We start from the raw sequence: 18,984 nt of genomic DNA, 5'->3' as shown, positions 1-18,984 counted from the left end.
ACCTCTCGCTCGAGACAGCGGATCTATGAGGGCCGCGAGAAGCGAATCGCGAGCTCAGTGAGCGGTCGTCCGGACGTCCTCGACGCGATAGAGATCCTCCTGGAGGCCGTCGCCGTCACAGTCCTCGTTCGGACACTCGTAGTGCCAGCCGTCCTGGGTCGCCACTCCCTCTCGGAACCGCTCCCCGCATACCTGACAGAAGAGTTGTGCCTTTTTGCACGTATCTCGGTGCAACTCGAGGGCGAGCTCGGTCTGGAACGACTGGTTGCAGTTGCGACAGGTGTGCATATTTCGTCAGACGCGAGCATCAGCTAAAACTGCTTGGTTATTTTATTCCGCCGGATTCCGAGATGATTCGGCGTCACTGTCCCGATTTACCGCCGACCGATCGGGAATAAAGAACGGGCAAAGTTCGTGTTTACCCGAATTCGAGTATTCGGAACGCTGGCAGATGACCGTACCCGTGTTCCGTGTGAACTAACGCCTTTGAGCTATGTTCGTTTGCTGGCATATCGGTCCCAAAACCCGGTTTCGTTCGGTTCGATCTCCCCACTAATTTGTGTGCGGCGATCGAACGGCAGCCGTAATGGATCCACTCCTCATCGCCGGTCGACTGATCGCGGGCGTGTTACTGATCCTGGCGAACGCCTTCTTCGTGGCTATCGAGTTCGCGCTGACGCGCGCACGGCAGTTCACCGAGGAGGAGTTCGTCAGCGGGAACCCCAAACTCGAGCGGGCCTGGGCGATGACCGACGACCTCGAGATCTATCTAACCACGTGTCAGGTAGGGATTACGGCCTCGAGCATCGCCGTCGGGATCGTGGCCGAACCCGCGTTGGCGGCCATTTTCGAGCCGGTGTTCGCGAACACGGCGCTGGCCTCGATCGGGAGCGGGGCGATCCTCGCGTTCCTCATCATCAACCTCGTTCACCTAACCCACGGGGAGCAGACGCCGACGTATCTGGGCGTCGAGCGATCGCGGATGGTTTGCCGGTACGGTGCCGCGCCGCTGTACTGGTTTCACTGGCTCATTTCGCCGGTCATCACGCTCGGCGATAGCGTCGCGAAACTGACGCTCAAACTCTTCGGAATCGAGATGACCGGCGCGTGGCTCGAGACCGAAGAGGACGTCATCGAGTCCCGCGCGGACCTCCGGAACCGGCTCGGCTCCGTGCTCGAGGAAGGCGACCTGTCCGACGAGCGCCGCGAGGAGGTGATGAACGCGTTCCAGATCGGCGACCAGTCCATCGGCGAGCTGATGGTGCCGCCCGAGGAGATCGTCGCGCTGTCGACCGAAGACGATACCGAGGAAAACTTCCGGAAGATGGAGGAACGACCGCAGACGCGGTATCCGCTCGTCGGCGAGGAGCTGACTGACTTCCGCGGAATCGTCTACACGCCGGTTTTCGTCCGGCATCGTCAGGAACTGGCCGACGGAACCATCGACTTCGAGGAGCTCGCAGCCCCGCCGATGACGCTCTCCCCCGACGTGGACGTTAGCGACGCGGTCGACCAGTTCCAGGCCGAGAATCAGGAGATTGCGCTGGTGATCGAGGACAGCGAGGGACGGAGTTCCTCGAGCAGTCGGACGCAGTCCGACGACGGGGAGGTCGTCGGATTAGTGACCGTGACCGACCTGCTCGAGGCGGTGATGGGCGATATCGAGGACCCCCTCGACGAGGGGCGAATCGATCCGATCGACCGCTGATCGTCGCGGACGACCGGAACGAGACGATAGCGCACTCAGCAGCGAACTAAAAACGGTCAGATCAGTCGTTTCAGTCGTCCTGCCCGAGTATGCCGCGCTCGGTCATCTTCCGGGGATCGAGCACCTCGTCGGCTTCTTCCTCGGTGAGATATCCTTTCTCGAGCACTACTTCTCGGACGGTCTTGTCCTCCTTGAGCGCGGTCTTGGCGACCTCGCTGGCCTTGTCGTAGCCGATGTGAACGTTCAGCGAGGTGGCCATCGCCATCGACTGCTCGACTCGCGACTCGCAGTACTCCTCGTTGGCCTCCAGCTTGCGGACGAACCGTTCGCCGAACACCTGACTCGCGTTCGAGATGAGTTCGGCCGACTCGAGGAAGTTGTGCGCCAGCACGGGCTTGTAGAGGTTGAGGTCGATCTGGCCCTCCGCCGCACCGGCGGAGACCGCCGCGTCGTTGCCGACGACCTGCTTGTGGACCTGGTTGACGGCCTCGGCGACGACCGGGTTGATCTTGCCGGGCATGATCGAGGAGCCGGGCTGGTTCTCGGGCTGTTCGATCTCGCCGAGTCCGTTACGGGGACCGGAGGCGAGCAGGCGGAGGTCGTTGGCGATCTTGTTCAGCGATCCCGCGACCGTTCGCAGCGCGCCGTGGGCCTCGGACATCGCGTCGTGGGCCGCCTGGGCCTCGAAGTGGTTGTCGGCCTCGCGGAACTGGACGCCGGTCTCCTTCGTGATGTACTCGGCGGCGCGGCCGGGGAACTCCTCGTGGGTGTTGAGCCCGGTCCCGGTCGCGGTCCCGCCCAGCGCGAGTTCGCCGAGGTGGTCGCGCACCTGATCGACGCGTGCGAGTCCCTTCGCGACCTGCGTCCGGTAGCCGCCGAACTCCTGGCCCAGCGTGACCGGCGTCGCGTCCTGCAGGTGGGTTCGACCGGTCTTGACCACGTCGTCGAACTCTTCTTCTTTCTCCTCGAGCGCCTCGCGGAGGGTATCGAGCGCGGGGATGACGTCCTTCTCGACGGCCTCGAGGGAGGCGACGTGCATCGCGGTCGGAATGACGTCGTTGCTCGACTGACCGTAGTTGACGTGGTCGTTGGGGTGGACGACGCGGTCGCCGATCTCCGATCCCATGATCTCGGCGGCGCGGTTGGCGATGACCTCGTTGGCGTTCATGTTCGAGGAGGTCCCGGAGCCGGTCTGGAAGATATCGACCGGGAACTGGTCGTCGTGTTCGCCGGCGATGACCTCGTCGGCGGCCTCGATGATCGCCTCGGCGACGTCGTCGTCGATCAGGCCGAGATCGCGGTTGGCCTGCGCGGCGGCCTTCTTGACGACGCCGAGCCCGCGGACGAACCGCCGGCTGAAGGTGATCCCCGAGATGGGGAAGTTCCCGATGGCGCGCTGGGTCTGGGCACCCCAGTAGGCGTCCGCGGGTACCTGCATCTCGCCGAGGCTGTCCTCCTCGATTCGGTAGTCGTCTCCGTCTGCCATACGCGGAGGCTCGGGGTCGGTCAGGTAAAATCCACCGAAAGCCCGATATCGTTCGCGCGGGCGCGTTCTCGCAAGGCCATCTGGAGCCGTTCCCGGCCCGTCCCGTGCACGTCGCGAGCCGTCTCGAGGGCGATGTCGTCGATCGTCGGCGTTCCCCAGGCGAACGTGCGCGAACTGGCGGTGTCGACGGCCAGTGACGCCAGTCCGAGCCGGCGCTGGAAGATCGACCGCCGCGTCGAGACCGTCTGAATGCGGTAGTAGGGAACGACGGTCGTCCGGCGCTTCCAGAACCCGCTCCGGATCACGAGGTGGTCGTCGCCGACGTAGTAGCCGAGGTTGACGTACTTCAGGTGCGCCGCGGGGGGCACCGCGGCGAAGACGACCGCGGCGAGATACCAGCGCTCGAGGCCGGTGAACTGCGCGAGTCCGAAGGCTCCAGCGACGACGATGGCCGCGACGATAGCGTACCGGACGAGGTAGCGCCGGCGAGCCAGCGTCGGCGGGCTCCGGAATCGCGGCGATTCGACGCCGGTGAGGTTCTCGGCGAATCGATAGACGCGATCGCTCTCGGCCAGGGGGACGGCCGACTGGCTGCCGCTGCTACTATCGGGGCCGTAGCCCGCGGTTTCGACCCAGAGACCGGCGTAACCGACCAGTCGCTGGAGCGGGTTCTCGGTGACGGTGACCGACTGGACCTTCTCCACGGGGATCGAGCCGCTGTAGCGCTGAATCAGGCCGCGCTCGTAGACGAAATCGTCGCCGGCCCGCCCGAGGCGGAACCCGTAGTAGTTCGCGACCGTGTAGACCGCGCTCGCGACGTACGTGGCGAGCGACCACTGGATGAGGGAGATCCCGATCAACACGAGGAGGGGTCCCATGCCGGCACCGTCGAGCGCTTCCGGGCCTCCGAACGGCCGAGCGATGTCGAGGACGAACGACGGGACGAGACCCGAACCGGAACTGGCACCGCCGAAGAAGAACAGTATCGCGATCGGGAAGACCGCCGCACCCCACCGAAACGAGGTCAGGGCGTAGAGCAGGAGTTCGCGGAATTCGAGGTCGAACAGGAGGGTCGGTTTCCCCTCGTCGCGGGAGCGCTTTCGTCGTACCCCTTCGCCGACATCGGTAGCCGAATCGTCGCCGTCGGCCGGGGCCGCGCGCTCGTCGGTATCCGCTTCGTCGTCCGTTTTACCCGTCAGTCGGCGTATTTCGGCCCGGAGGCGTTCAGCCTCGCCCTCGCTGACGTAGTTCAGCGTCGCCTCGGTTTCGCCGCCGCCGGCGGTCTCGATCGAGACGACGGCGAGTCCGAGAACTCGGTGGAACACGCCCTGCGAGATGTCGACGTTCTGGATACGGCGGTACGGTATTTCTCGGGCCCGCCGGGAGAAGACGCCGGAGGTGACGTCGAAGGTATCGGGCGTCGCTTCGTAGGCGAACCGGTAGTAGTACGCGATACCGTAGCTGATGCCGGCGACGAGGCCGATCGGAGCCAGCACGAATAACAGGTCGATATCGACGTCGAAGAAGCTGGATCCCATCCCCACGAGGAACACCGGAATCGAGAATCCGGTCAGTCCCCGCTGGAGGGCGAGCGTTACCGCGCTGAGCGGGTGTAGCCGGTTCATATTAGACGGCGTCCTCGGCCTCGCTCTCGACGGCCAGTTCGCGAAGGGTGTCCTGGAGACTCCGCGCGCGGTCGGGGGTCAGCCCCGGGATCCGAACGTCCGCGTTCCGGGAGCCGGCCGTGTAGACCACGACGCTCGAGAGGCCGAGCACCCGCTCGACGGGGCCGAACTGGGTGTCGACGTGCTGGACGCGGACGAAGGGAACGGCCGTTTCGACGAACGTGACGACGCCGCGCTCGAGGTAGAGGGCGTCGTCCTGGAGCTCGAACCGCCAGCACTGATACAGGCGGAGCGCGTAGACGGTTCCGAGAGCGAGCCCGATCGCGACGACGCCGGCGATTGCCGCCACCGGAACGCTGAATTGCCACTGATCGAGGCCGAAGAGGATCCCGCCGAGGACGATCGCAGCGATCGCCCCGCGGGCGATCCAGAGCAACCTGATGCGGGGGTGGAGGGATTCCATACGTATAACGTGTCAGGACCGGTGGATAAAGCTACGGTTCCGAGCGAACGACGGGCCTCGAGAGAAAGGACCCCTACTCAGTAACGGGGAGCTACGTTTTGCTCCAGACCGTCTAGCTGGTGTGCGGTGGCACGCACTGGGTCGCGGCGAACGGAGGCGAGGCGTGAACGAAGTGAGCGCCTCGAAAAGCGAGACTGGGACCGCAGGGAACCGTGAGCCGTGTGAGCCGCGTCGCAACGTCGTTCGAGGTCGTCGCGAGTAGTGCGAGATCGAAGATCTCGCATACCATGCGAACGGCGGCTCCGCCGCCGTGAGCAGACGGGCGGAGCGCGGCGCTACGCGCCGCGACCGTCGAGGCGGTTTCACCGCCTCGCAACGCCCGTGAACAGCGATCGGCTGGGGAGGGAGAGGCGATTTCCTGTCGCCACGGTAGCAGGGCGCTTCTTCCCATCCGATCTCCACGGAACTCGCCGTTCAAAACGGCCCTGTACACCGAATACGTGTCCACACCATCCCGGAACCCGGCTAAACTGCTACTGTTGCGTCTCGAGCTCCGCGTACTCCTCGGGGGTGTACGTCGAGAGCTCGAGGGCGTGGATGTCGGTCGTCATGTGGTCGCCGAGCGCGTCGTACACTCGCTGGTGTTGCTGGACGAGCGGCAGGCCATCGAAGACGGGGGAGACGACCGTCGCGGCGAGGTGGTCCTCGTCGTGTTCGTCGCGCGCGTGGGTGACCGTCGCTTCGCAATCCTCGAGATTCGATTCGATGAGCTCCTCGACCGCAGCTGGCTTCATACTGGGAAAATGAGTTGCTCGAGGCAAAAGCGCCTCGGTCGCGGCCAGTGGGACGCGGCGTCGTCGCTGGATCGAAGGGAACGGGCCGCTCGCTCGAATTCAGACGGTCCGCTGTCAGTCGGTTCCGGCGCGACCGCAGGCAGGGTCGCGGTCGCGCCGATACATCGGTACAGTAAACGGTATCAGAAGGGTGTATCGGGCGGGACGTCGCGACCCGAGGAGCCCTGTTCGGCCAGTCCGTCGAGTCCGGTACTCACGGAGACGTGGTCGATTTCGTCTATTTCGGCCGGGAGACGCTGTTGAATCGCCTGGGTGGTCATCGGACTGACCCCGCAGCCGCTGCACGCGCCGCTGAGATTGATCGAGACGCGGCGCTCGTCCAGATCGACGTCGGTGATCGAGGAATCGCCACCGTGCATCTCGATCTGGGGGAAGTTCCGGCGGAGGAATAGCGATACGTCTTCGCGAACGGCGTCCTCGGGGGATTGCTCCGTCTCGGACTCACTCATACGTGGACCAAGCAACTGGAGAGATATATACTGTCGGGCGAACCGGTTACGCCTCGCGTCCTCGAGCCGGCACGGCTGTCTTCGAGCCGGCCGAACCGAGAGCGCGCCGGCCCGCGCGTGCCGAGATGACGGCGACTTTATGCCGACTCGAGACGCCGTCTCGAATATGTCACTGGCAGCCGAGACGCGCCGGGCGGTCGACCGCCACCCGTTCCTCTGGACCGCCCTTCGAGCCGGCGTCGTCAACTACACCGCCGCCGCACGGTACCTCGCGGTCGACGGTGAGATCGACGCAATCGCCACGGCGCTCCGTCGGTACGCAGACGAATTGCCGGCCTACGAGACGGAGTCACGAAACGTCCGCGTCCGAATGGAGAGCGGGATCGGGCCGCTCGAGGGCGGTGGGGACGAACGCGGGACCTCGACCGATGGCGACGACGCGCTCGTCACCGTCGGCGGGACAGCCTTCGGTCCCTCCGGCGGCGACCGAACCGCTATCGTCGCGACCGGCGACGTGGAGACGGCCGCACTCGCGGCGGTACTGGCGCGACTCTCACTCGAGGACAGTTCGCCGAGCGCGGCGGCCGTTGCCGACGGCACGCTGGTCGTCGTCGTCGACCGGCTCGAGGGTGCCAATGCGCTGCGAGCGGTCGAAGCCGCGCTCGATCGTGTGGACGTTCGGATGGAGTGAGAGACGGGCCAAATGGGCGAGCGAAATCAGGTTTCGCTACTATCGTACGCCTCGCTGAAATCCCACTCGCGACGGAGGAGTTCTTCGACGCCGTGCTCGAGGAGGACATCACCGAGGACCGTCGCCCTGTAGTACGTGTAAAGCCCGTCGCTGTCCCGTTCCGTTCGGACGCGCTTCTCGATGAGCCCGACGTCTCGGAGTTTATTGAGATGGTAGTGGAGCGTGCTATCGTCGATCTCCAGTACCGAATCGAGCTCCGTCGGAGTCAGCTCGTCCGCGTGAGAGAGACGGTAGACGATCTCGAATCGGGTTCGATTCCCGATCGCGGCCTGCATCTCGAGGTACTCCTCGAGGGAGAGGACGCTCTGCTCCGGCAGTAGGTCGTCCGGGTCGGTCGGATCGCCGTCGGCGATCCGCGTATGTTTCGTCCCCATCGTACCACGGACTACTCGCCCTCGTCTCTTAGTCCTTGTCAAGCCAGCATTTACTGAAAATGCACTTCTTTATATACTGCCGGCAGATCATTCCGAATATGACGCAGGAGATTACGCGGGATCTTATCGCGGACCGGCTTGGCACCGTGAAATACGATCGATTTCTCCTCTATCTAATGGGTCCGTATAAATCGTTCAATCTGAACTACGTGCTGACCGACGAGGAACGGCAGAACGTGTCCGTTGGGGACCTCCCCGGTCCTCTCAGGAAACTCTTCCAGAACGAGGACGCAATCGACGAGGCGGAAGCCCTGCTCCGACGATTACAAGGAATGCTTCGAACGGATCCTGAGGTGAACACATTCCTCGCGGTCGACATCGATATCGAGACCGATGAGATCGATGCAGTGACTCAGAGCATCGAGTACGCCCGGTGCGCGAATGCAACCGTGTTCATCGTGCCGTTCCTCGGCCACAACTTCGGTGTCGGAGAGGAAACGGGCAGTATCTTAGAGAACGTCGCGGAGACACACGATGACAGGATCGTCTTTGTCCACGAGGCGAACGTGACCAGTGAGATGATTCGGTCGGCACGAGCCCGATGGGACCTCCGTATCGAAACGTACGAGACGGAAGCGGAACTGATCGATACGGTGCGACGATTCGTCGTCACGACGATGAACCGCGAGCGGTTCGGAGAGCTCGACCATCTGGACTAATCGCAGTTGTTCTGCTGGCTCTCGTGATCGCCGCGTGTCGGTCTTGAGACGAGCAAGCACCGCGTTCGGATGCCATCACACGCTTTAACTTTCGTCCGGCGGAAGTGAGCCTAATGACCCTGCACGTGACGAACACGTTGACGGGCGAAAAAGAGCCGTTCGAGCCACGGGACCCCGAGAACGTCCTCCTCTACTACTGTGGCCTGACGGTCTCGGATCCGCCACACCTGGGCCACGCTCGCTCGTGGGTCCACGTCGACGTCATGCACCGCTGGCTCGAGCAGCTCTCCTACGACGTGCGTCACGTCGAGAACTTCACCGACGTGAACGAGAAGATCGTCGCCCGCGTCGGCGAGGACGAACTGGGCGAGAGCGAGGCCGACGTGGCCGAGACCTACATCCAGCGGACGATCGACGACATGCGCTCGCTGAACCTCCTGCGGGCGGAGGTCTACCCCCGCGTCTCCGAGCACGTCCCCGAGATCATCGACCTCGTCGAGACGCTGATCGAGAAGGGCTACGCCTACGAGTCCAACGGCTCGGTCTACTTCGACGTGAGCAGTTTCGACGGGTACGGCAAGCTCTCGAATCAGGAACTCGGCGAGATCGAGTCCCAGGGGGATCCCGACGAGCGAACCGAGAAGCGCAACCCGGCGGACTTCGCGCTCTGGAAGGCCGGCGGCGTCGATCCCGACGCCGTCGCGGAGCACCGCCACGAGGGTGTCGACCACGGCGGAAATCCACCCGAGGGGCTGACCTGGGACTCGCCGTGGGGCGAGGGCCGTCCCGGCTGGCACATCGAGTGCTCGGCGATGAGTATGACCCACCTCGACGAGACGCTCGACGTCCACGTCGGCGGCCGGGATCTGGTCTTCCCCCACCACGAAAACGAGATCGCCCAATCGGAAGCCGCGACGGGCCAGCAGTTCGCGAACTACTGGCTCCACTGCGAACTGTTCCAGATGGACGAGGAGAAGATGTCCTCGAGCCTGGGCAACTTCGTCACGGTCGAGGAGGCGATCGACCGCTGGGGGACGAACGTCGTGCGGACGTTCCTGACCGCCGGCTCGTACAACAGCAAACAGCTCTACTCCGACGAGACGATCGCCGAGGCCGAGGAGCGATGGGACCAACTCGAGCGAGCCTACGAGGCGGCCGTCGAGGCGCTCGACTCCCCGGCGGCGAGTTCCAAAGTCGACGACGAGTCCTTGCACACCGAGATCGACGGCGCGCGAGAGGCGTTTACGACCGCGATGAACGACGACTTCAACACGCGAGAGGCCCAGTCCGCGCTGCTGTCGGTCGCGACGGCGATCAATCGACATCTCGAGGAATCCGCCCCAGACGCCGGTGGCGACGCCGAGACCGAAATCGCCACTGGCAGCTACGATTACCGCGGGCTTCGGCGGGCCGTCGAGACCCTCGAGGAGTTCGGCGGCGTCCTCGGACTCTCCTTTACGGGCGAGACGACGGGCTCTGCTGAACTCGCCGGCGACGTGGTAGACCTCGTCCTCGGCGTACGCGAGCGAGAACGCGAGGCCGGCAACTACGAGCGGGCCGACGAGTTGCGCGACGAACTCGAGGCGCTCGGGATCGAAGTGCAGGACACGGACGAGGGGGCGACCTACCGACTGCCGTCGGGCGAGTGAGTATCGCACCTCTCGTCGCCGCTCGCAAATCTAATAGCTGCGCGATCGGGCTCAGCGGTCCGCCCATCACGTTCGTCAGTCCGAACTGAATCGCCGCCGATCGTGCTGTAGCCGTCGTCGATTCGTCGTCATACGCTTTCGTGACTTGTGCCGCCGTCAGCCCGTGCGGACGGCGTGACGTTCTGGTTCATCCGGAAGCGGTTCTCGGGATCGTACGTGTCCTTGATATCGACCAGGCGATCGTAATTGTCGCCGTAGGCGGCCCTGACCCGCTCGTCGCCCTCCTGGCTGAGGAAGTTCACGGCCACGCCATCGGTCGCGAACGGTCCGATCGCGGCGTGGAACTCCCGGGCCCACGAGACGTGGGTCTCGTCCTCGGCGGGATCCTCCCACCGGGAGAAGACGTTGAACGAGAACGCGGCGTTGCGGTTCCGGTACGCCGTCGCGTCCGGCTCGACTCGTGAGATCGCGCCGCCCAGGTGCTCGAGGACGAGCTGCGACATCGGTGACGGAAGCGTTCCAGCACGGTCGACCACCGTGTCGATCGCGTCGTCGGGGAGGGGATCCACCAGCTGGGACTTCCAGTAGTTCCGGTACCCCGGCGCTTGCGGCTCGTCCAACATCTGTTGAAGGGCCGTGTACGGCTGGGGCTGGACCAGGTCGACGATCGGCTCGCCGAAGTCCCGGAGCGGCCGGAGCAGTTCATCGCCCGCCTCGATGGGTCCCGAGTAGAACGGCGCGAGCGCGGCCACCTTCCTTCCGTGAACCGCGTCCGGGAGGAACGGTGCCGGCGGCGCCGTCATGATCGCGGCGTAGCAACAGCATTCGTCCGGCATATCGGCCGTGAACTCGCGGTGGAATCGGAGGAGATCGGTCGCGTCCTCGAACGGGTGCATAATCATCCCACCGAGCACCGTCGGTCCCACCTCGTGGCAGTCGAACTCGAAGGAGGTGACGACTCCGAAGTTACCGCCGCCCCCGCGGATTCCCCAGAACAGGTCCGGATTTTCGTCCTCGCTGGCGTGGACGAGTTCCCCCGCCGCGGTGACGACATCCACACTCCGAAGGTTGTCGATGGTGAGTCCGAACCGCCGACTCAGCCACCCCCAGCCGCCACCTAGCGTGAGGCCGGCGACGCCGGTGGTCGAGACGGTGCCGCCCGGAGTGGCGAGTCCGAACGCCTGGGTTTCGTGGTCGAGGTCACCCATCGTTGCGCCGGGTTCGACGTGGACGGTTTTGGCACCCGAATCGACCCGGACCGACGTCATCGGGGAGCAATCGATCACGAGGCCGTCGTCACAGACCGCGTTTCCCGCGGCGTTGTGCCCGCCGGCCTTGACGGCCAGGAGGAGGTCGTTCTCGCGGGCGAAGTTCACGGACGCGATCACGTCCGCGACCCCGGCACACCGAGCGATCATCGCCGGATACCGATCTATCATCTCGTTCCAGACCCGACGGCACTCGTCGTAGTCACCGTCGTCCGGGAGGACGACCCGGCCGCGGAACGACTCCTCGAACGCAGTTACGCTTTCCGCATCTATCGCCTCGGTCTCGGTTTTCATGGCTCTGTCCCCATCGAGCGACTTCGAGTGCGACGACGGTATAGGCATTTGCTGCAACCGTTTCACCTCGCGAAACGCGTCCGCTCCCCGTCCGTTTCTCGACGCTGGGCGGAAGGTGGACTCGGTCGCGGGGCGGAAGGTGGACCCGGTCGCGGGGCGGAAGGTGGGTCCGATCGCTGGGCAGAAGGCGGGTCCGTCGGAAAACCACCTCGAGCAGTCGGCTACCCGGGACTCGTGCCCTCCGCGGTCACGAAACGCCGGCCACGAATCCGGCGTCTCGGACCCGCTGCTGCTACGTCTCTACCCACACGAATTCCCGGTCGTTCCGCAACTCCGAGGCGGTGAGACGGGTCGACGCGTCCCGGTACTCGTCGAACGTCTCCGAGATCCGGTCGACGAGGGCCGGGTCGTCGGATTCGATTAGACCGACGGAGACGTCCCGGTCGTCGAGGACGATGCGGTAGGCCGTCCCGTCGTAGAGGCCCCCAGGCGGGACGTCGCCGTCGTAGACGTATACCGTGGCGCGGTCGGCGGCGACGATGTCCTCGAACTCGTCGGCGCACGGAGACGCCATCACCGACTCGATCACGGCCGGGGTGGTCACCAGTTTCATCGTCTGCGTGCCGCCGACGACCGCCTCGTGTCTCGCGTCGACACACGGCTCGGGGAACTTGTCCGCCAGCGTCTTCGTCCGGGTCGACTCGCGTTCGATATCCAGCACGCGAGCCACCGGCGCCATCGGATCGTCGGGTGTCGCCGCGGTGATCCTCGCTTCGGTCAAGACCTCGAGGTCGAATTCGATCTCCAGTTCCCCCAGCGGAAACCAGGGAAGCAGTTCTCGCAGATCGCCGGCGGTCGTCATGTGGTCGTGGAGGACGATGAACTCGCTCGCGACGTATTCTCCGAGCGGAGTCAACGCGTATCGGTGACCGTCCCTCGCGACCCAACCGCGGCTCTCGAAATCACCGAGGAGGCGGCTGATCGTGGCTTTGGAGGCCTCGGTCGCGCTCTGTAATTCCGCCCTCGAACGGGGACCCGCCGCGAGGGTTTCGAGCGCGGTGAATCTGTTCTCCGAATCCGCGAGAAAGCGGATGTCTTCGAGCGGGGTACCCATACGGATCAGAACGATCGATGAGGATATAACTTCATTGTTACTAACTAGCACACATTCGGATTCGCAAAGGGGATTTCGACAGCGCCAGCTATTCCCGGCGCTGCATCGTTCGTGCAGTTCGAATTGTAATCAGCGACTGAAGATCGCCGCGGCGTTTATTTCCTCGAGTCTGGTCGGAGAATCACATGAATCGACGGCTGTTTCTCGGCGCACTTGCAGCGGGAAGCGTCGGCGCGGTTGCCGGGTGTCTCAGCGGGTTCGCCGACGATATGACGATGGTTTCGGCGGCACCCGCACGCGTTTCGGACGAGGCAGTCGCGGAGGCCGGCTACGAGTATCAGGGTACGATAAAACGCGTCGAGACCCATCCGGTGGGCGGCGAGGACGTCGAACTGACGAGTTACAATAGCGTCTACGATCGGGCGATCGAACTCCCGGCTGAGCGCTTCGGCGACCAACCGGTGCGCGCGGGGGCGTTCAGCGTGCTCGCAGCGCCACACGTCACCGCCGGCGGCGAGGAGTTCAATCCCGTCGGCGGGCCGTCGACGGTGGAACTCGCCGAACGCGTGCAACGTCGCTACGACGGTCTGTCGATCGATCGGGCCGTCGGGGGCCGCGCGCTCGAGACGCTCGGCGAACGCTTCCCCGTCGAATCCGTTCAGGGCACTGCGACGCTGAACGGGGAGTACGACCTCGACATCGCCCTGGACAGCATCCGGGACGAACACGAGGGGGATCACCTCGTCGTCGTGGCGATCTACCCCTCCGTAGCCGTCCGGGAAGAGGAGTCCGAGCAAACGCGGGTCGACACTCTGGTCCGGGGGCTCGAGCAGTACGACGACCTCGAGGTCGATATCGTCGGGACCGAGGGAGCGGACGGGTGACGGAGACGGAGAGCGACGATCATACTGACTGCTGTAAGCCGTTTCCGGTGCGACCGCGATACGGCCTGCGATCGCACCGGTACATCGGTACAGCAGACCGTCTCAGAACCCGATCGCCGTCGCGAGCGAGAGTCCGCTCGCGAGCGCGCCGAGCAGGTAGCCGCCGATCGCGCCGCCGTTGAGCAGCGGCAGTCCGGCGTGGGGTCGGCCCTCGAGGACCATGTACATGAGCACGAGCAGTCCGGAGATCGTCCCCACCATCGTGCCCAGCGCCGGCAGGTTCAGCGCGATTCCGGGAACCGAGAGCGCCCCGACCTCGAGGAAGTACGCCGCGCTGGCGACGAGAATCGAGGGAATAACGGCGTCGCCGAGACCGATGAACAGGGCGTCGCGCTCGAGGACGTCCGCGTCGTCCTCGGTATCGGCTTCGGTGTCGCGGTCGTCGGCAATGGAGCCGTCGACGGCTACGTCGTCCCGTTCACCGCCGTCGGCGGCGCTCGCAGCGGTGGCGGTGCTCTCGGTATCGGCGCTTTCGGTGGCGGTGCCGTCAGCGTCGGTGTTCTCGTCGGTCTCGCGGTCGTCCTCGAGCACGTCGTCGGTGCTGCCGGCCGCGAGATAGGAGTACGAGAGGGTCATCGGAACGACGAGCACGACGGGGATCTTGAGGTCCATGACGCCCTCGGCGAGATCGAGCATGTGTTCGGTGCCGTAGACGCTGATCGCGTCGTAGACCGCGAGCACGGCGAGCAACAGCAGCGCCGGCAGGAGACCGAAACTGATTCCGAACAGGGCGGCGGCACCGGCGCCCATCACCACTCCCGCGGCGTCGATGACGTACCACTCGGGGTATAACAGGAGTGCTCCGCCTACGGCCAGCGAGGCGACGATCGCGAGTGCGTCGGCCGCGCCGTCGGAGACGAACGGCGTGGCGAGCGATGGGACGAGTTCGGCGAAGACGTACCACGAGATCATCACGCTGACGCCGACGAGCAGGAGTCTGATCAGCCACTCGAGGTCGTACTTGAACGCCGCGAGCATGAGGCCAGTTGCGACGAGCATGACCCCGAAGTAGAGGACGCTGTTCGTCGGATTCTGTGGATCCTCGACGGCCTGTCGGCCCGATTCCTGGAACGGCTCGACCAGCGCCAGCGCACCGAGCTGGACGCCGAGAAAGAGCAGGACCGTCGTGCCGACGGCGGCGAGGACCCGTGTCCGGTCGTTCATGTCGCGGCGTTTGCACCCCGCTCCTATCGTCTTTTCCACTTCGGATTTGGCGTCTACTTTGGAACGGCGGCCATGCACTGTGTCTCGTACATAGTGCACCGTACACTGTGCATATCAAACAGTCTGCATTGATACTCTCGAAGAGATTCATTGAAATGCTTAGAATTTGGCAGGTTTGGCACCCTCTGCGGTAAGTACAGACGGAGGCAGTACCGTGTGCAGGCGCCAATTGAGAGTCTCTGAGCGCCGATGGAACAACATATAGTAGCCACTAAAAGTCAATTTCCACCCGATTGCACGACAATTGTGTGATCACTGTGTAATTCATTTCAGTGCTACTATAGGGCGATGAGTCGTTCATTCTCCGTTTTTAGTGGAGAACGGACTCGTAGTTCTCACTACTTCAACTCAACAGTTGAGTTATCAGTACCAAGAGCAAATAAGGGGCACAACGTCAGAACCCTCCGCCAGTGATGAGTGTCGTAAAGTCCTGGATCGACAGGATCGCGAGGACAACTGCGAGTAGTACAAGCAGTGCGTTGACTCCGTTTAGCAGCTTGGAATTGGTGTGTTTACCCATCGTCTCGCGGTCGTTGACCGCCCAGAACAGCAGGATGGCTGCAATCGGTAGTGCGAAGATTCCGTTGTACATTGGAAACAGAATCACCATGTCGACGACCGACAGATCCAGCCACCAGCTTACCAGTGGCGAGAACACGCCGATCCCAGTCAGTCCCGCGAACAGGACGTTGAACAGTCGATCTCCTTTCTGAACCGAGTAGCCCGCAGCCTGCGGAATGATGTAGGCTGGCGTCCACATGATCGGGATGATGCTGTTGAACGCCGCGGCGATCACGCCGCCGACGAACAGCACCATGGCCCACGTTCCGAGTACTTCAACCAGCGCCTCGCCCGGCGTGATGAACGACTCGAGTTCGGTGTAGCCCATCGGGCGCAGTAGTGCCGCTGCGCCGATCAGAATCGCGACCGTCGTGATCCCGCCAACTGCGTAGCCGATCGCCAAGTCTGTCCGGACCTCCGGCAGGTCGCTCTCGTCGGTCCAGCCCTTGGTATGGACGAGAATCGATTCCAGGAAGAAGTTCGGCCACAGTGCGGTCGTACCGAGCAGTCCCGCTGCCATCGCCAGCGCACCCAGTGTGTCCGTGCCCGGTACGAACCCGGTCGCAACGCTGCTCGGGTCAGCGCCGCTCGGCAGGGCGACGATCACGAAGACGACCATCAGCGAGAGCATCATCGCGATCATCATGTTCTCAACGGTGTCGTAGCGCAACAGTCCGACACCGATCGCGGCGAACGTTGTGAGCACGGCAATGGGCTGCCAGGCGACGGCGCCCCCAAGCAGAAAGGAGAGACCAGCGCCGACAGCGGCGACCAACCCGAGCGTCCAGGCAATGCAGCCAATCGACAGGAAAAGTGCGATCGTTGTCGCTAGTGGCCGGCCCAGTTTTTCGCGGGTGAACACCATCAGCGATGTTCCGTGGATGCCCAGCCGAGCGCTCATGTCCTGAGCAACAAATCCGAGTAACGCTGCACCCACGGCGGCCCAGAGAAGCGTGTACCCGTGCATGACGCCAGCTTGGCTGGCAATAAACACCGAGCCAGAGCCGAAGTAACTGGCGACCATCACGAACGCTAGCCCGTACTTCTGTGTAAACCCGGTCACGTCCTGCAACGGAGTGAAATTTTTCGTATTCATATGTTGCTACTGCTTTTCCGACGGTCGATACGCAACAACGACTGGAATCCGATACAAGCCCATGTTCTTCCTCGAAACAGTACGTTCTGCGTTGTGTGTGGATCTGGCAGAATCAGATGATTGGATCAAATAGCTCACCTGTTTTGGGTGTCCCAACAGGCGTTTCTGACGCTACGTAGCGCACCCGCTAACGAGACGTTAGCAGCTACACCGTACACTGTTTTACTACTAGACTATCCGGATATCGACTAAAACGGGATTGGAGTATATCACTACTAGTTATAGAGGAGGGATAAGTCTTGGCAAATAGTGGGGATGTTCTCATATTATAATAGAGTCTCGAACAACGACCGGTGGCTTTGGCATCCCCGATGGCAGTTCAGATCTGGTCATTGTAGTCGTTGACGTAGCGCTCGAGTGAGTGTTGAACGCTTGTTCGTCGAGTCACTGTGCACTGTTCATGAAGCTTATCTATCGGGTTCGACCGTTCGGACAGTCGATAGCGCGCGCCACCGCATGCCGATCACTGAGCAACTCTACGAGGTAATACGTCGCACCACGACATAGTGCACTATCTACCGAAAACCGAACCGGAACGGAAAACGAGACGGCGAGCGATAGATGCTATCGCGCGTACAGCGTCGATCCGATCAGCGACGGCAGGTGGACGCCGTCGTCCGGCGTCACCGCCAGATAGGGCCTCGAGACCGGGCCGAAGACGTCGACGACGCGGCCGACTCCCTCGAGGTCGTCGTCGAGGACCATCGTGCCGATCTCGTCGCGGAACTCGTCGGGCGTGTCGCTGCCGGCGTCGTCCGCCTCGTCCGCTCGGAGGACGGCCAGTCCCTGGGCGGTCCGGACGACTGCGCCTACTCGACGCATGTCAGTCCCGCATCGCGACGACGTACGCCGCCACGGCTTGGACGAGATCGTTTTTGCTCGAGTCGTCGGCCCCGCGAACGACGACCCGGCCCCGGTCGGCCCAGTGCTCCCGGGAGTAGGACTTGTCCCGCTCGATCGTGGCGTCGTACCCGATCTGCTGGACGGACTTCGCGATCTCGTCGACCGTCGGTTCCTCGACCGCCAGATCCTCGGATACGCGCCGTCCCTCGGCCCTCGAGAGGCTCGCATCGAGATAGGCGGGCCAGATGACGTTCTCGACCATGCCGTAGTCTGTGTATCCCGGCGAGTAAACCCTTTTCAAAACGATACGTCGGACGACGACAACGAGACGAACGGTGAGAACGGAAACAACGGGAGGTCTGCGAGCTATCGTCGCCGCGCGACGAATGCGGCGGTAGCCAGGAGGGCAACGAGCGCGACGGGAACCCCGAATCCGGGGATGGCGCTGTCGGTACTCTGGTCCTCGTCCGAGTCGTTGCCGTTCTCGTTACCGGGCTCGCCGGACGCCTCGAGCTCGGCTTCGATATCGGCGTATACTTCGGGGTGGACCTGCTCGATGATCGTTTCGATCGCGTAGACGACGTTCGGGCCGGGTTGGCTCATCGCGTTATCGTCGACCGCGACGACGTTGCCCTCGCTGATGGCAGTGGTTTCCTCGAGACTGTCTGCCGACGGCGGTTCCTCTGTCCGGTCAGGGTAGACGATCCACTCGGGGTCCTCGTTGACGACGACTTCCGAGTTCATCTGCATCCAACCCGACTCGCCGACTTCTGCGGCTAGGTTGGTGAGTCCGGCCGTGGTCATCACCTCGTGTTGGAACGTCTCCGTCCCGTGCGTGTCGCCGTTTTCGCCGCCGTCGTAGTACGCGAGCGGCGCGGACTCGTTCTCGAGCGCGCTCTCGTAAATCTCGAGTCGATCGTCCATCCAGTCGATCGTTTCCTCGGCGCTGTCACACTCGCCGGTCACCTGACCGGTCACGCGAACGTTCTCGCGAACGTCTTCGAGCGATTTCGCGGTGTCGAGGACGACGACCGTGATGCCGGCCTCCTCGAGCGTGTCGAGGAGGTCCTGATTGTAGAGGGCGACGTTTGCTGCAAGGACGACGTCGGGATTGAGCGCGACGATCTCCTCGGCGACGGGTGTGACGCCGTCATCGCCGGTAATGTCGGTTCGGTCGCCGGCGTCGAGCGAGTCGGTGTACTGACTCACCGGCATTCCGACGACCTTGCCCTCGGCTCCGATGGAGTAAGCGAGTTGTGCGTCGCCCGGATAGAGCGTTACGACCGATTCAGGTTCGCTTTCGATCGTGACCTCTTCACCGGTCGCGTCGGTCATCGTGAGCGGATACTCACATTGTGCATTCGACTCCTGAACGGCAGGTTTCGGTTCGATACTCGCGCCGGCCACGGCGGGGCCGATAGCGGAGATTGTGAGCAAGACGGCCAGTAAAACGGCTAGCTGTTGTCGCATCGTCGAATACCTGTGTCTTACTCCAACAAATA

General features: G+C 63.4%; 19 protein-coding genes. 5 read left to right on the top strand and 14 right to left on the bottom strand.

What is annotated here, in order from left to right; all coding sequences use genetic code 11:
* Window positions 1-54 precede the first annotated feature (54 nt).
* On the bottom strand, window positions 55-288 hold the full coding sequence (locus AC0QDI_RS24035; RefSeq protein WP_474672542.1) for an HVO_2901 family zinc finger protein: 234 nt from the start codon (window positions 286-288) through the stop codon (window positions 55-57).
* A 298-nt stretch (window positions 289-586) separates the two neighbouring features.
* Here AC0QDI_RS24035 and AC0QDI_RS24030 point away from each other — a divergent pair, with 298 nt between their 5' ends.
* A complete protein-coding gene (locus tag AC0QDI_RS24030) occupies window positions 587-1,708 on the top strand; it encodes a CNNM domain-containing protein (RefSeq protein WP_474672540.1) in 1,122 nt (373 codons plus the stop codon).
* A 70-nt stretch (window positions 1,709-1,778) separates the two neighbouring features.
* Here the strand turns inward: AC0QDI_RS24030 and AC0QDI_RS24025 are convergent, their stop codons facing one another.
* From AC0QDI_RS24025 to AC0QDI_RS24005, 5 genes are all read right to left on the bottom strand, one after another.
* A complete protein-coding gene (locus AC0QDI_RS24025) occupies window positions 1,779-3,194 on the bottom strand; it encodes a class II fumarate hydratase (RefSeq protein ID WP_474672538.1) in 1,416 nt (471 codons plus the stop codon).
* Window positions 3,195-3,214: 20 nt separating this feature from the next.
* The gene (locus tag AC0QDI_RS24020) at window positions 3,215-4,819 is read right to left on the bottom strand and encodes a PH domain-containing protein (RefSeq protein WP_474672536.1); all 1,605 of its coding nucleotides are present in this window, start codon (window positions 4,817-4,819) and stop codon (window positions 3,215-3,217) included.
* A 1-nt stretch (window position 4,820) separates the two neighbouring features.
* Window positions 4,821-5,282 carry a PH domain-containing protein gene (locus AC0QDI_RS24015; protein ID WP_474672534.1) on the bottom strand — a complete coding sequence of 154 codons (462 nt, stop codon included), beginning with the start codon at window positions 5,280-5,282 and terminating at the stop codon, window positions 4,821-4,823.
* 533 nt (window positions 5,283-5,815) lie between these two features.
* Window positions 5,816-6,076, bottom strand: a complete 261-nt coding sequence (locus tag AC0QDI_RS24010; protein ID WP_474672532.1) for a BolA family protein — start codon at window positions 6,074-6,076, stop codon at window positions 5,816-5,818.
* A 182-nt stretch (window positions 6,077-6,258) separates the two neighbouring features.
* Window positions 6,259-6,585, bottom strand: coding sequence for a NifU family protein (locus AC0QDI_RS24005; protein WP_474672530.1), 327 nt, complete (start codon window positions 6,583-6,585; stop codon window positions 6,259-6,261).
* Between the two features lie 166 nt (window positions 6,586-6,751).
* Between AC0QDI_RS24005 and AC0QDI_RS24000 the strand changes: the two genes are divergently transcribed.
* On the top strand, window positions 6,752-7,276 hold the full coding sequence (locus AC0QDI_RS24000; protein ID WP_474672528.1) for a DUF7523 family protein: 525 nt from the start codon (window positions 6,752-6,754) through the stop codon (window positions 7,274-7,276).
* A gap of 26 nt (window positions 7,277-7,302) precedes the next feature.
* Here AC0QDI_RS24000 and AC0QDI_RS23995 read toward each other — a convergent pair whose 3' ends face one another.
* Window positions 7,303-7,710 carry a helix-turn-helix domain-containing protein gene (locus tag AC0QDI_RS23995; RefSeq protein WP_474672526.1) on the bottom strand — a complete coding sequence of 136 codons (408 nt, stop codon included), beginning with the start codon at window positions 7,708-7,710 and terminating at the stop codon, window positions 7,303-7,305.
* A 98-nt stretch (window positions 7,711-7,808) separates the two neighbouring features.
* Between AC0QDI_RS23995 and AC0QDI_RS23990 the strand changes: the two genes are divergently transcribed.
* Window positions 7,809-8,429, top strand: a complete 621-nt coding sequence (locus AC0QDI_RS23990; protein WP_474672645.1) for a DUF7509 family protein — start codon at window positions 7,809-7,811, stop codon at window positions 8,427-8,429.
* Between the two features lie 113 nt (window positions 8,430-8,542).
* Window positions 8,543-10,078 (top strand): cysteine--tRNA ligase, encoded by a 1,536-nt coding sequence (cysS, locus tag AC0QDI_RS23985; protein ID WP_474672524.1) that lies wholly within the window; start codon window positions 8,543-8,545, stop codon window positions 10,076-10,078.
* 128 nt (window positions 10,079-10,206) lie between these two features.
* On the opposite strand, the gene AC0QDI_RS23980 is transcribed toward cysS, so the two are convergent.
* Together AC0QDI_RS23980 and AC0QDI_RS23975 are read right to left on the bottom strand one after the other, a co-directional pair.
* Window positions 10,207-11,640 carry an FAD-binding oxidoreductase gene (locus tag AC0QDI_RS23980; RefSeq protein WP_474672522.1) on the bottom strand — a complete coding sequence of 478 codons (1,434 nt, stop codon included), beginning with the start codon at window positions 11,638-11,640 and terminating at the stop codon, window positions 10,207-10,209.
* A 292-nt stretch (window positions 11,641-11,932) separates the two neighbouring features.
* A complete protein-coding gene (locus AC0QDI_RS23975; RefSeq protein WP_474672520.1) occupies window positions 11,933-12,754 on the bottom strand; it encodes a helix-turn-helix transcriptional regulator in 822 nt (273 codons plus the stop codon).
* Between the two features lie 185 nt (window positions 12,755-12,939).
* Between AC0QDI_RS23975 and AC0QDI_RS23970 the strand changes: the two genes are divergently transcribed.
* The gene (locus AC0QDI_RS23970; RefSeq protein WP_474672518.1) at window positions 12,940-13,638 is read left to right on the top strand and encodes a DUF6517 family protein; all 699 of its coding nucleotides are present in this window, start codon (window positions 12,940-12,942) and stop codon (window positions 13,636-13,638) included.
* 102 nt (window positions 13,639-13,740) lie between these two features.
* Here the strand turns inward: AC0QDI_RS23970 and AC0QDI_RS23965 are convergent, their stop codons facing one another.
* The 5 genes from AC0QDI_RS23965 to AC0QDI_RS23945 form a co-directional block, all read right to left on the bottom strand.
* Window positions 13,741-14,862 carry a presenilin family intramembrane aspartyl protease PSH gene (locus AC0QDI_RS23965; protein WP_474672516.1) on the bottom strand — a complete coding sequence of 374 codons (1,122 nt, stop codon included), beginning with the start codon at window positions 14,860-14,862 and terminating at the stop codon, window positions 13,741-13,743.
* A gap of 454 nt (window positions 14,863-15,316) precedes the next feature.
* Window positions 15,317-16,579, bottom strand: a complete 1,263-nt coding sequence (locus AC0QDI_RS23960) for an Nramp family divalent metal transporter (RefSeq protein WP_474672514.1) — start codon at window positions 16,577-16,579, stop codon at window positions 15,317-15,319.
* Between the two features lie 624 nt (window positions 16,580-17,203).
* A complete protein-coding gene (locus AC0QDI_RS23955; protein WP_098727113.1) occupies window positions 17,204-17,461 on the bottom strand; it encodes an H/ACA ribonucleoprotein complex subunit GAR1 in 258 nt (85 codons plus the stop codon).
* A 1-nt stretch (window position 17,462) separates the two neighbouring features.
* Entirely contained in the window at window positions 17,463-17,744 is a 282-nt protein-coding gene (gene srp19, locus AC0QDI_RS23950) for a signal recognition particle subunit SRP19 (RefSeq protein ID WP_273741954.1), read from the bottom strand.
* Window positions 17,745-17,848: 104 nt separating this feature from the next.
* On the bottom strand, window positions 17,849-18,952 hold the full coding sequence (locus tag AC0QDI_RS23945) for a PGF-CTERM-anchored ABC transporter substrate-binding protein (protein WP_474672512.1): 1,104 nt from the start codon (window positions 18,950-18,952) through the stop codon (window positions 17,849-17,851).
* Between the last annotated feature and the right edge of the window lie 32 nt (window positions 18,953-18,984).

It is taken from the genome of Natrinema sp. LJW11 (genome assembly GCF_056135975.1).
This window is presented reverse-complemented; position numbering and strand designations above follow the sequence as displayed.

What these genes read in the sequence shown, in the direction of transcription:
- AC0QDI_RS24035 (WP_474672542.1), bottom strand. Translation starts at nt 288, where the DNA reads ATGCACACCTGTCGCAACTGCAACCAGTCGTTCCAGACCGAGCTCGCC.
- AC0QDI_RS24030 (WP_474672540.1), top strand. Translation starts at nt 587, where the DNA reads ATGGATCCACTCCTCATCGCCGGTCGACTGATCGCGGGCGTGTTACTG.
- AC0QDI_RS24025 (WP_474672538.1), bottom strand. Translation starts at nt 3,194, where the DNA reads ATGGCAGACGGAGACGACTACCGAATCGAGGAGGACAGCCTCGGCGAG.
- AC0QDI_RS24020 (WP_474672536.1), bottom strand. Translation starts at nt 4,819, where the DNA reads ATGAACCGGCTACACCCGCTCAGCGCGGTAACGCTCGCCCTCCAGCGG.
- AC0QDI_RS24015 (WP_474672534.1), bottom strand. Translation starts at nt 5,282, where the DNA reads ATGGAATCCCTCCACCCCCGCATCAGGTTGCTCTGGATCGCCCGCGGG.
- AC0QDI_RS24010 (WP_474672532.1), bottom strand. Translation starts at nt 6,076, where the DNA reads ATGAAGCCAGCTGCGGTCGAGGAGCTCATCGAATCGAATCTCGAGGAT.
- AC0QDI_RS24005 (WP_474672530.1), bottom strand. Translation starts at nt 6,585, where the DNA reads ATGAGTGAGTCCGAGACGGAGCAATCCCCCGAGGACGCCGTTCGCGAA.
- AC0QDI_RS24000 (WP_474672528.1), top strand. Translation starts at nt 6,752, where the DNA reads ATGTCACTGGCAGCCGAGACGCGCCGGGCGGTCGACCGCCACCCGTTC.
- AC0QDI_RS23995 (WP_474672526.1), bottom strand. Translation starts at nt 7,710, where the DNA reads ATGGGGACGAAACATACGCGGATCGCCGACGGCGATCCGACCGACCCG.
- AC0QDI_RS23990 (WP_474672645.1), top strand. Translation starts at nt 7,809, where the DNA reads ATGACGCAGGAGATTACGCGGGATCTTATCGCGGACCGGCTTGGCACC.
- cysS (WP_474672524.1), top strand. Translation starts at nt 8,543, where the DNA reads ATGACCCTGCACGTGACGAACACGTTGACGGGCGAAAAAGAGCCGTTC.
- AC0QDI_RS23980 (WP_474672522.1), bottom strand. Translation starts at nt 11,640, where the DNA reads ATGAAAACCGAGACCGAGGCGATAGATGCGGAAAGCGTAACTGCGTTC.
- AC0QDI_RS23975 (WP_474672520.1), bottom strand. Translation starts at nt 12,754, where the DNA reads ATGGGTACCCCGCTCGAAGACATCCGCTTTCTCGCGGATTCGGAGAAC.
- AC0QDI_RS23970 (WP_474672518.1), top strand. Translation starts at nt 12,940, where the DNA reads ATGAATCGACGGCTGTTTCTCGGCGCACTTGCAGCGGGAAGCGTCGGC.
- AC0QDI_RS23965 (WP_474672516.1), bottom strand. Translation starts at nt 14,862, where the DNA reads ATGAACGACCGGACACGGGTCCTCGCCGCCGTCGGCACGACGGTCCTG.
- AC0QDI_RS23960 (WP_474672514.1), bottom strand. Translation starts at nt 16,579, where the DNA reads ATGAATACGAAAAATTTCACTCCGTTGCAGGACGTGACCGGGTTTACA.
- AC0QDI_RS23955 (WP_098727113.1), bottom strand. Translation starts at nt 17,461, where the DNA reads ATGCGTCGAGTAGGCGCAGTCGTCCGGACCGCCCAGGGACTGGCCGTC.
- srp19 (WP_273741954.1), bottom strand. Translation starts at nt 17,744, where the DNA reads ATGGTCGAGAACGTCATCTGGCCCGCCTATCTCGATGCGAGCCTCTCG.
- AC0QDI_RS23945 (WP_474672512.1), bottom strand. Translation starts at nt 18,952, where the DNA reads ATGCGACAACAGCTAGCCGTTTTACTGGCCGTCTTGCTCACAATCTCC.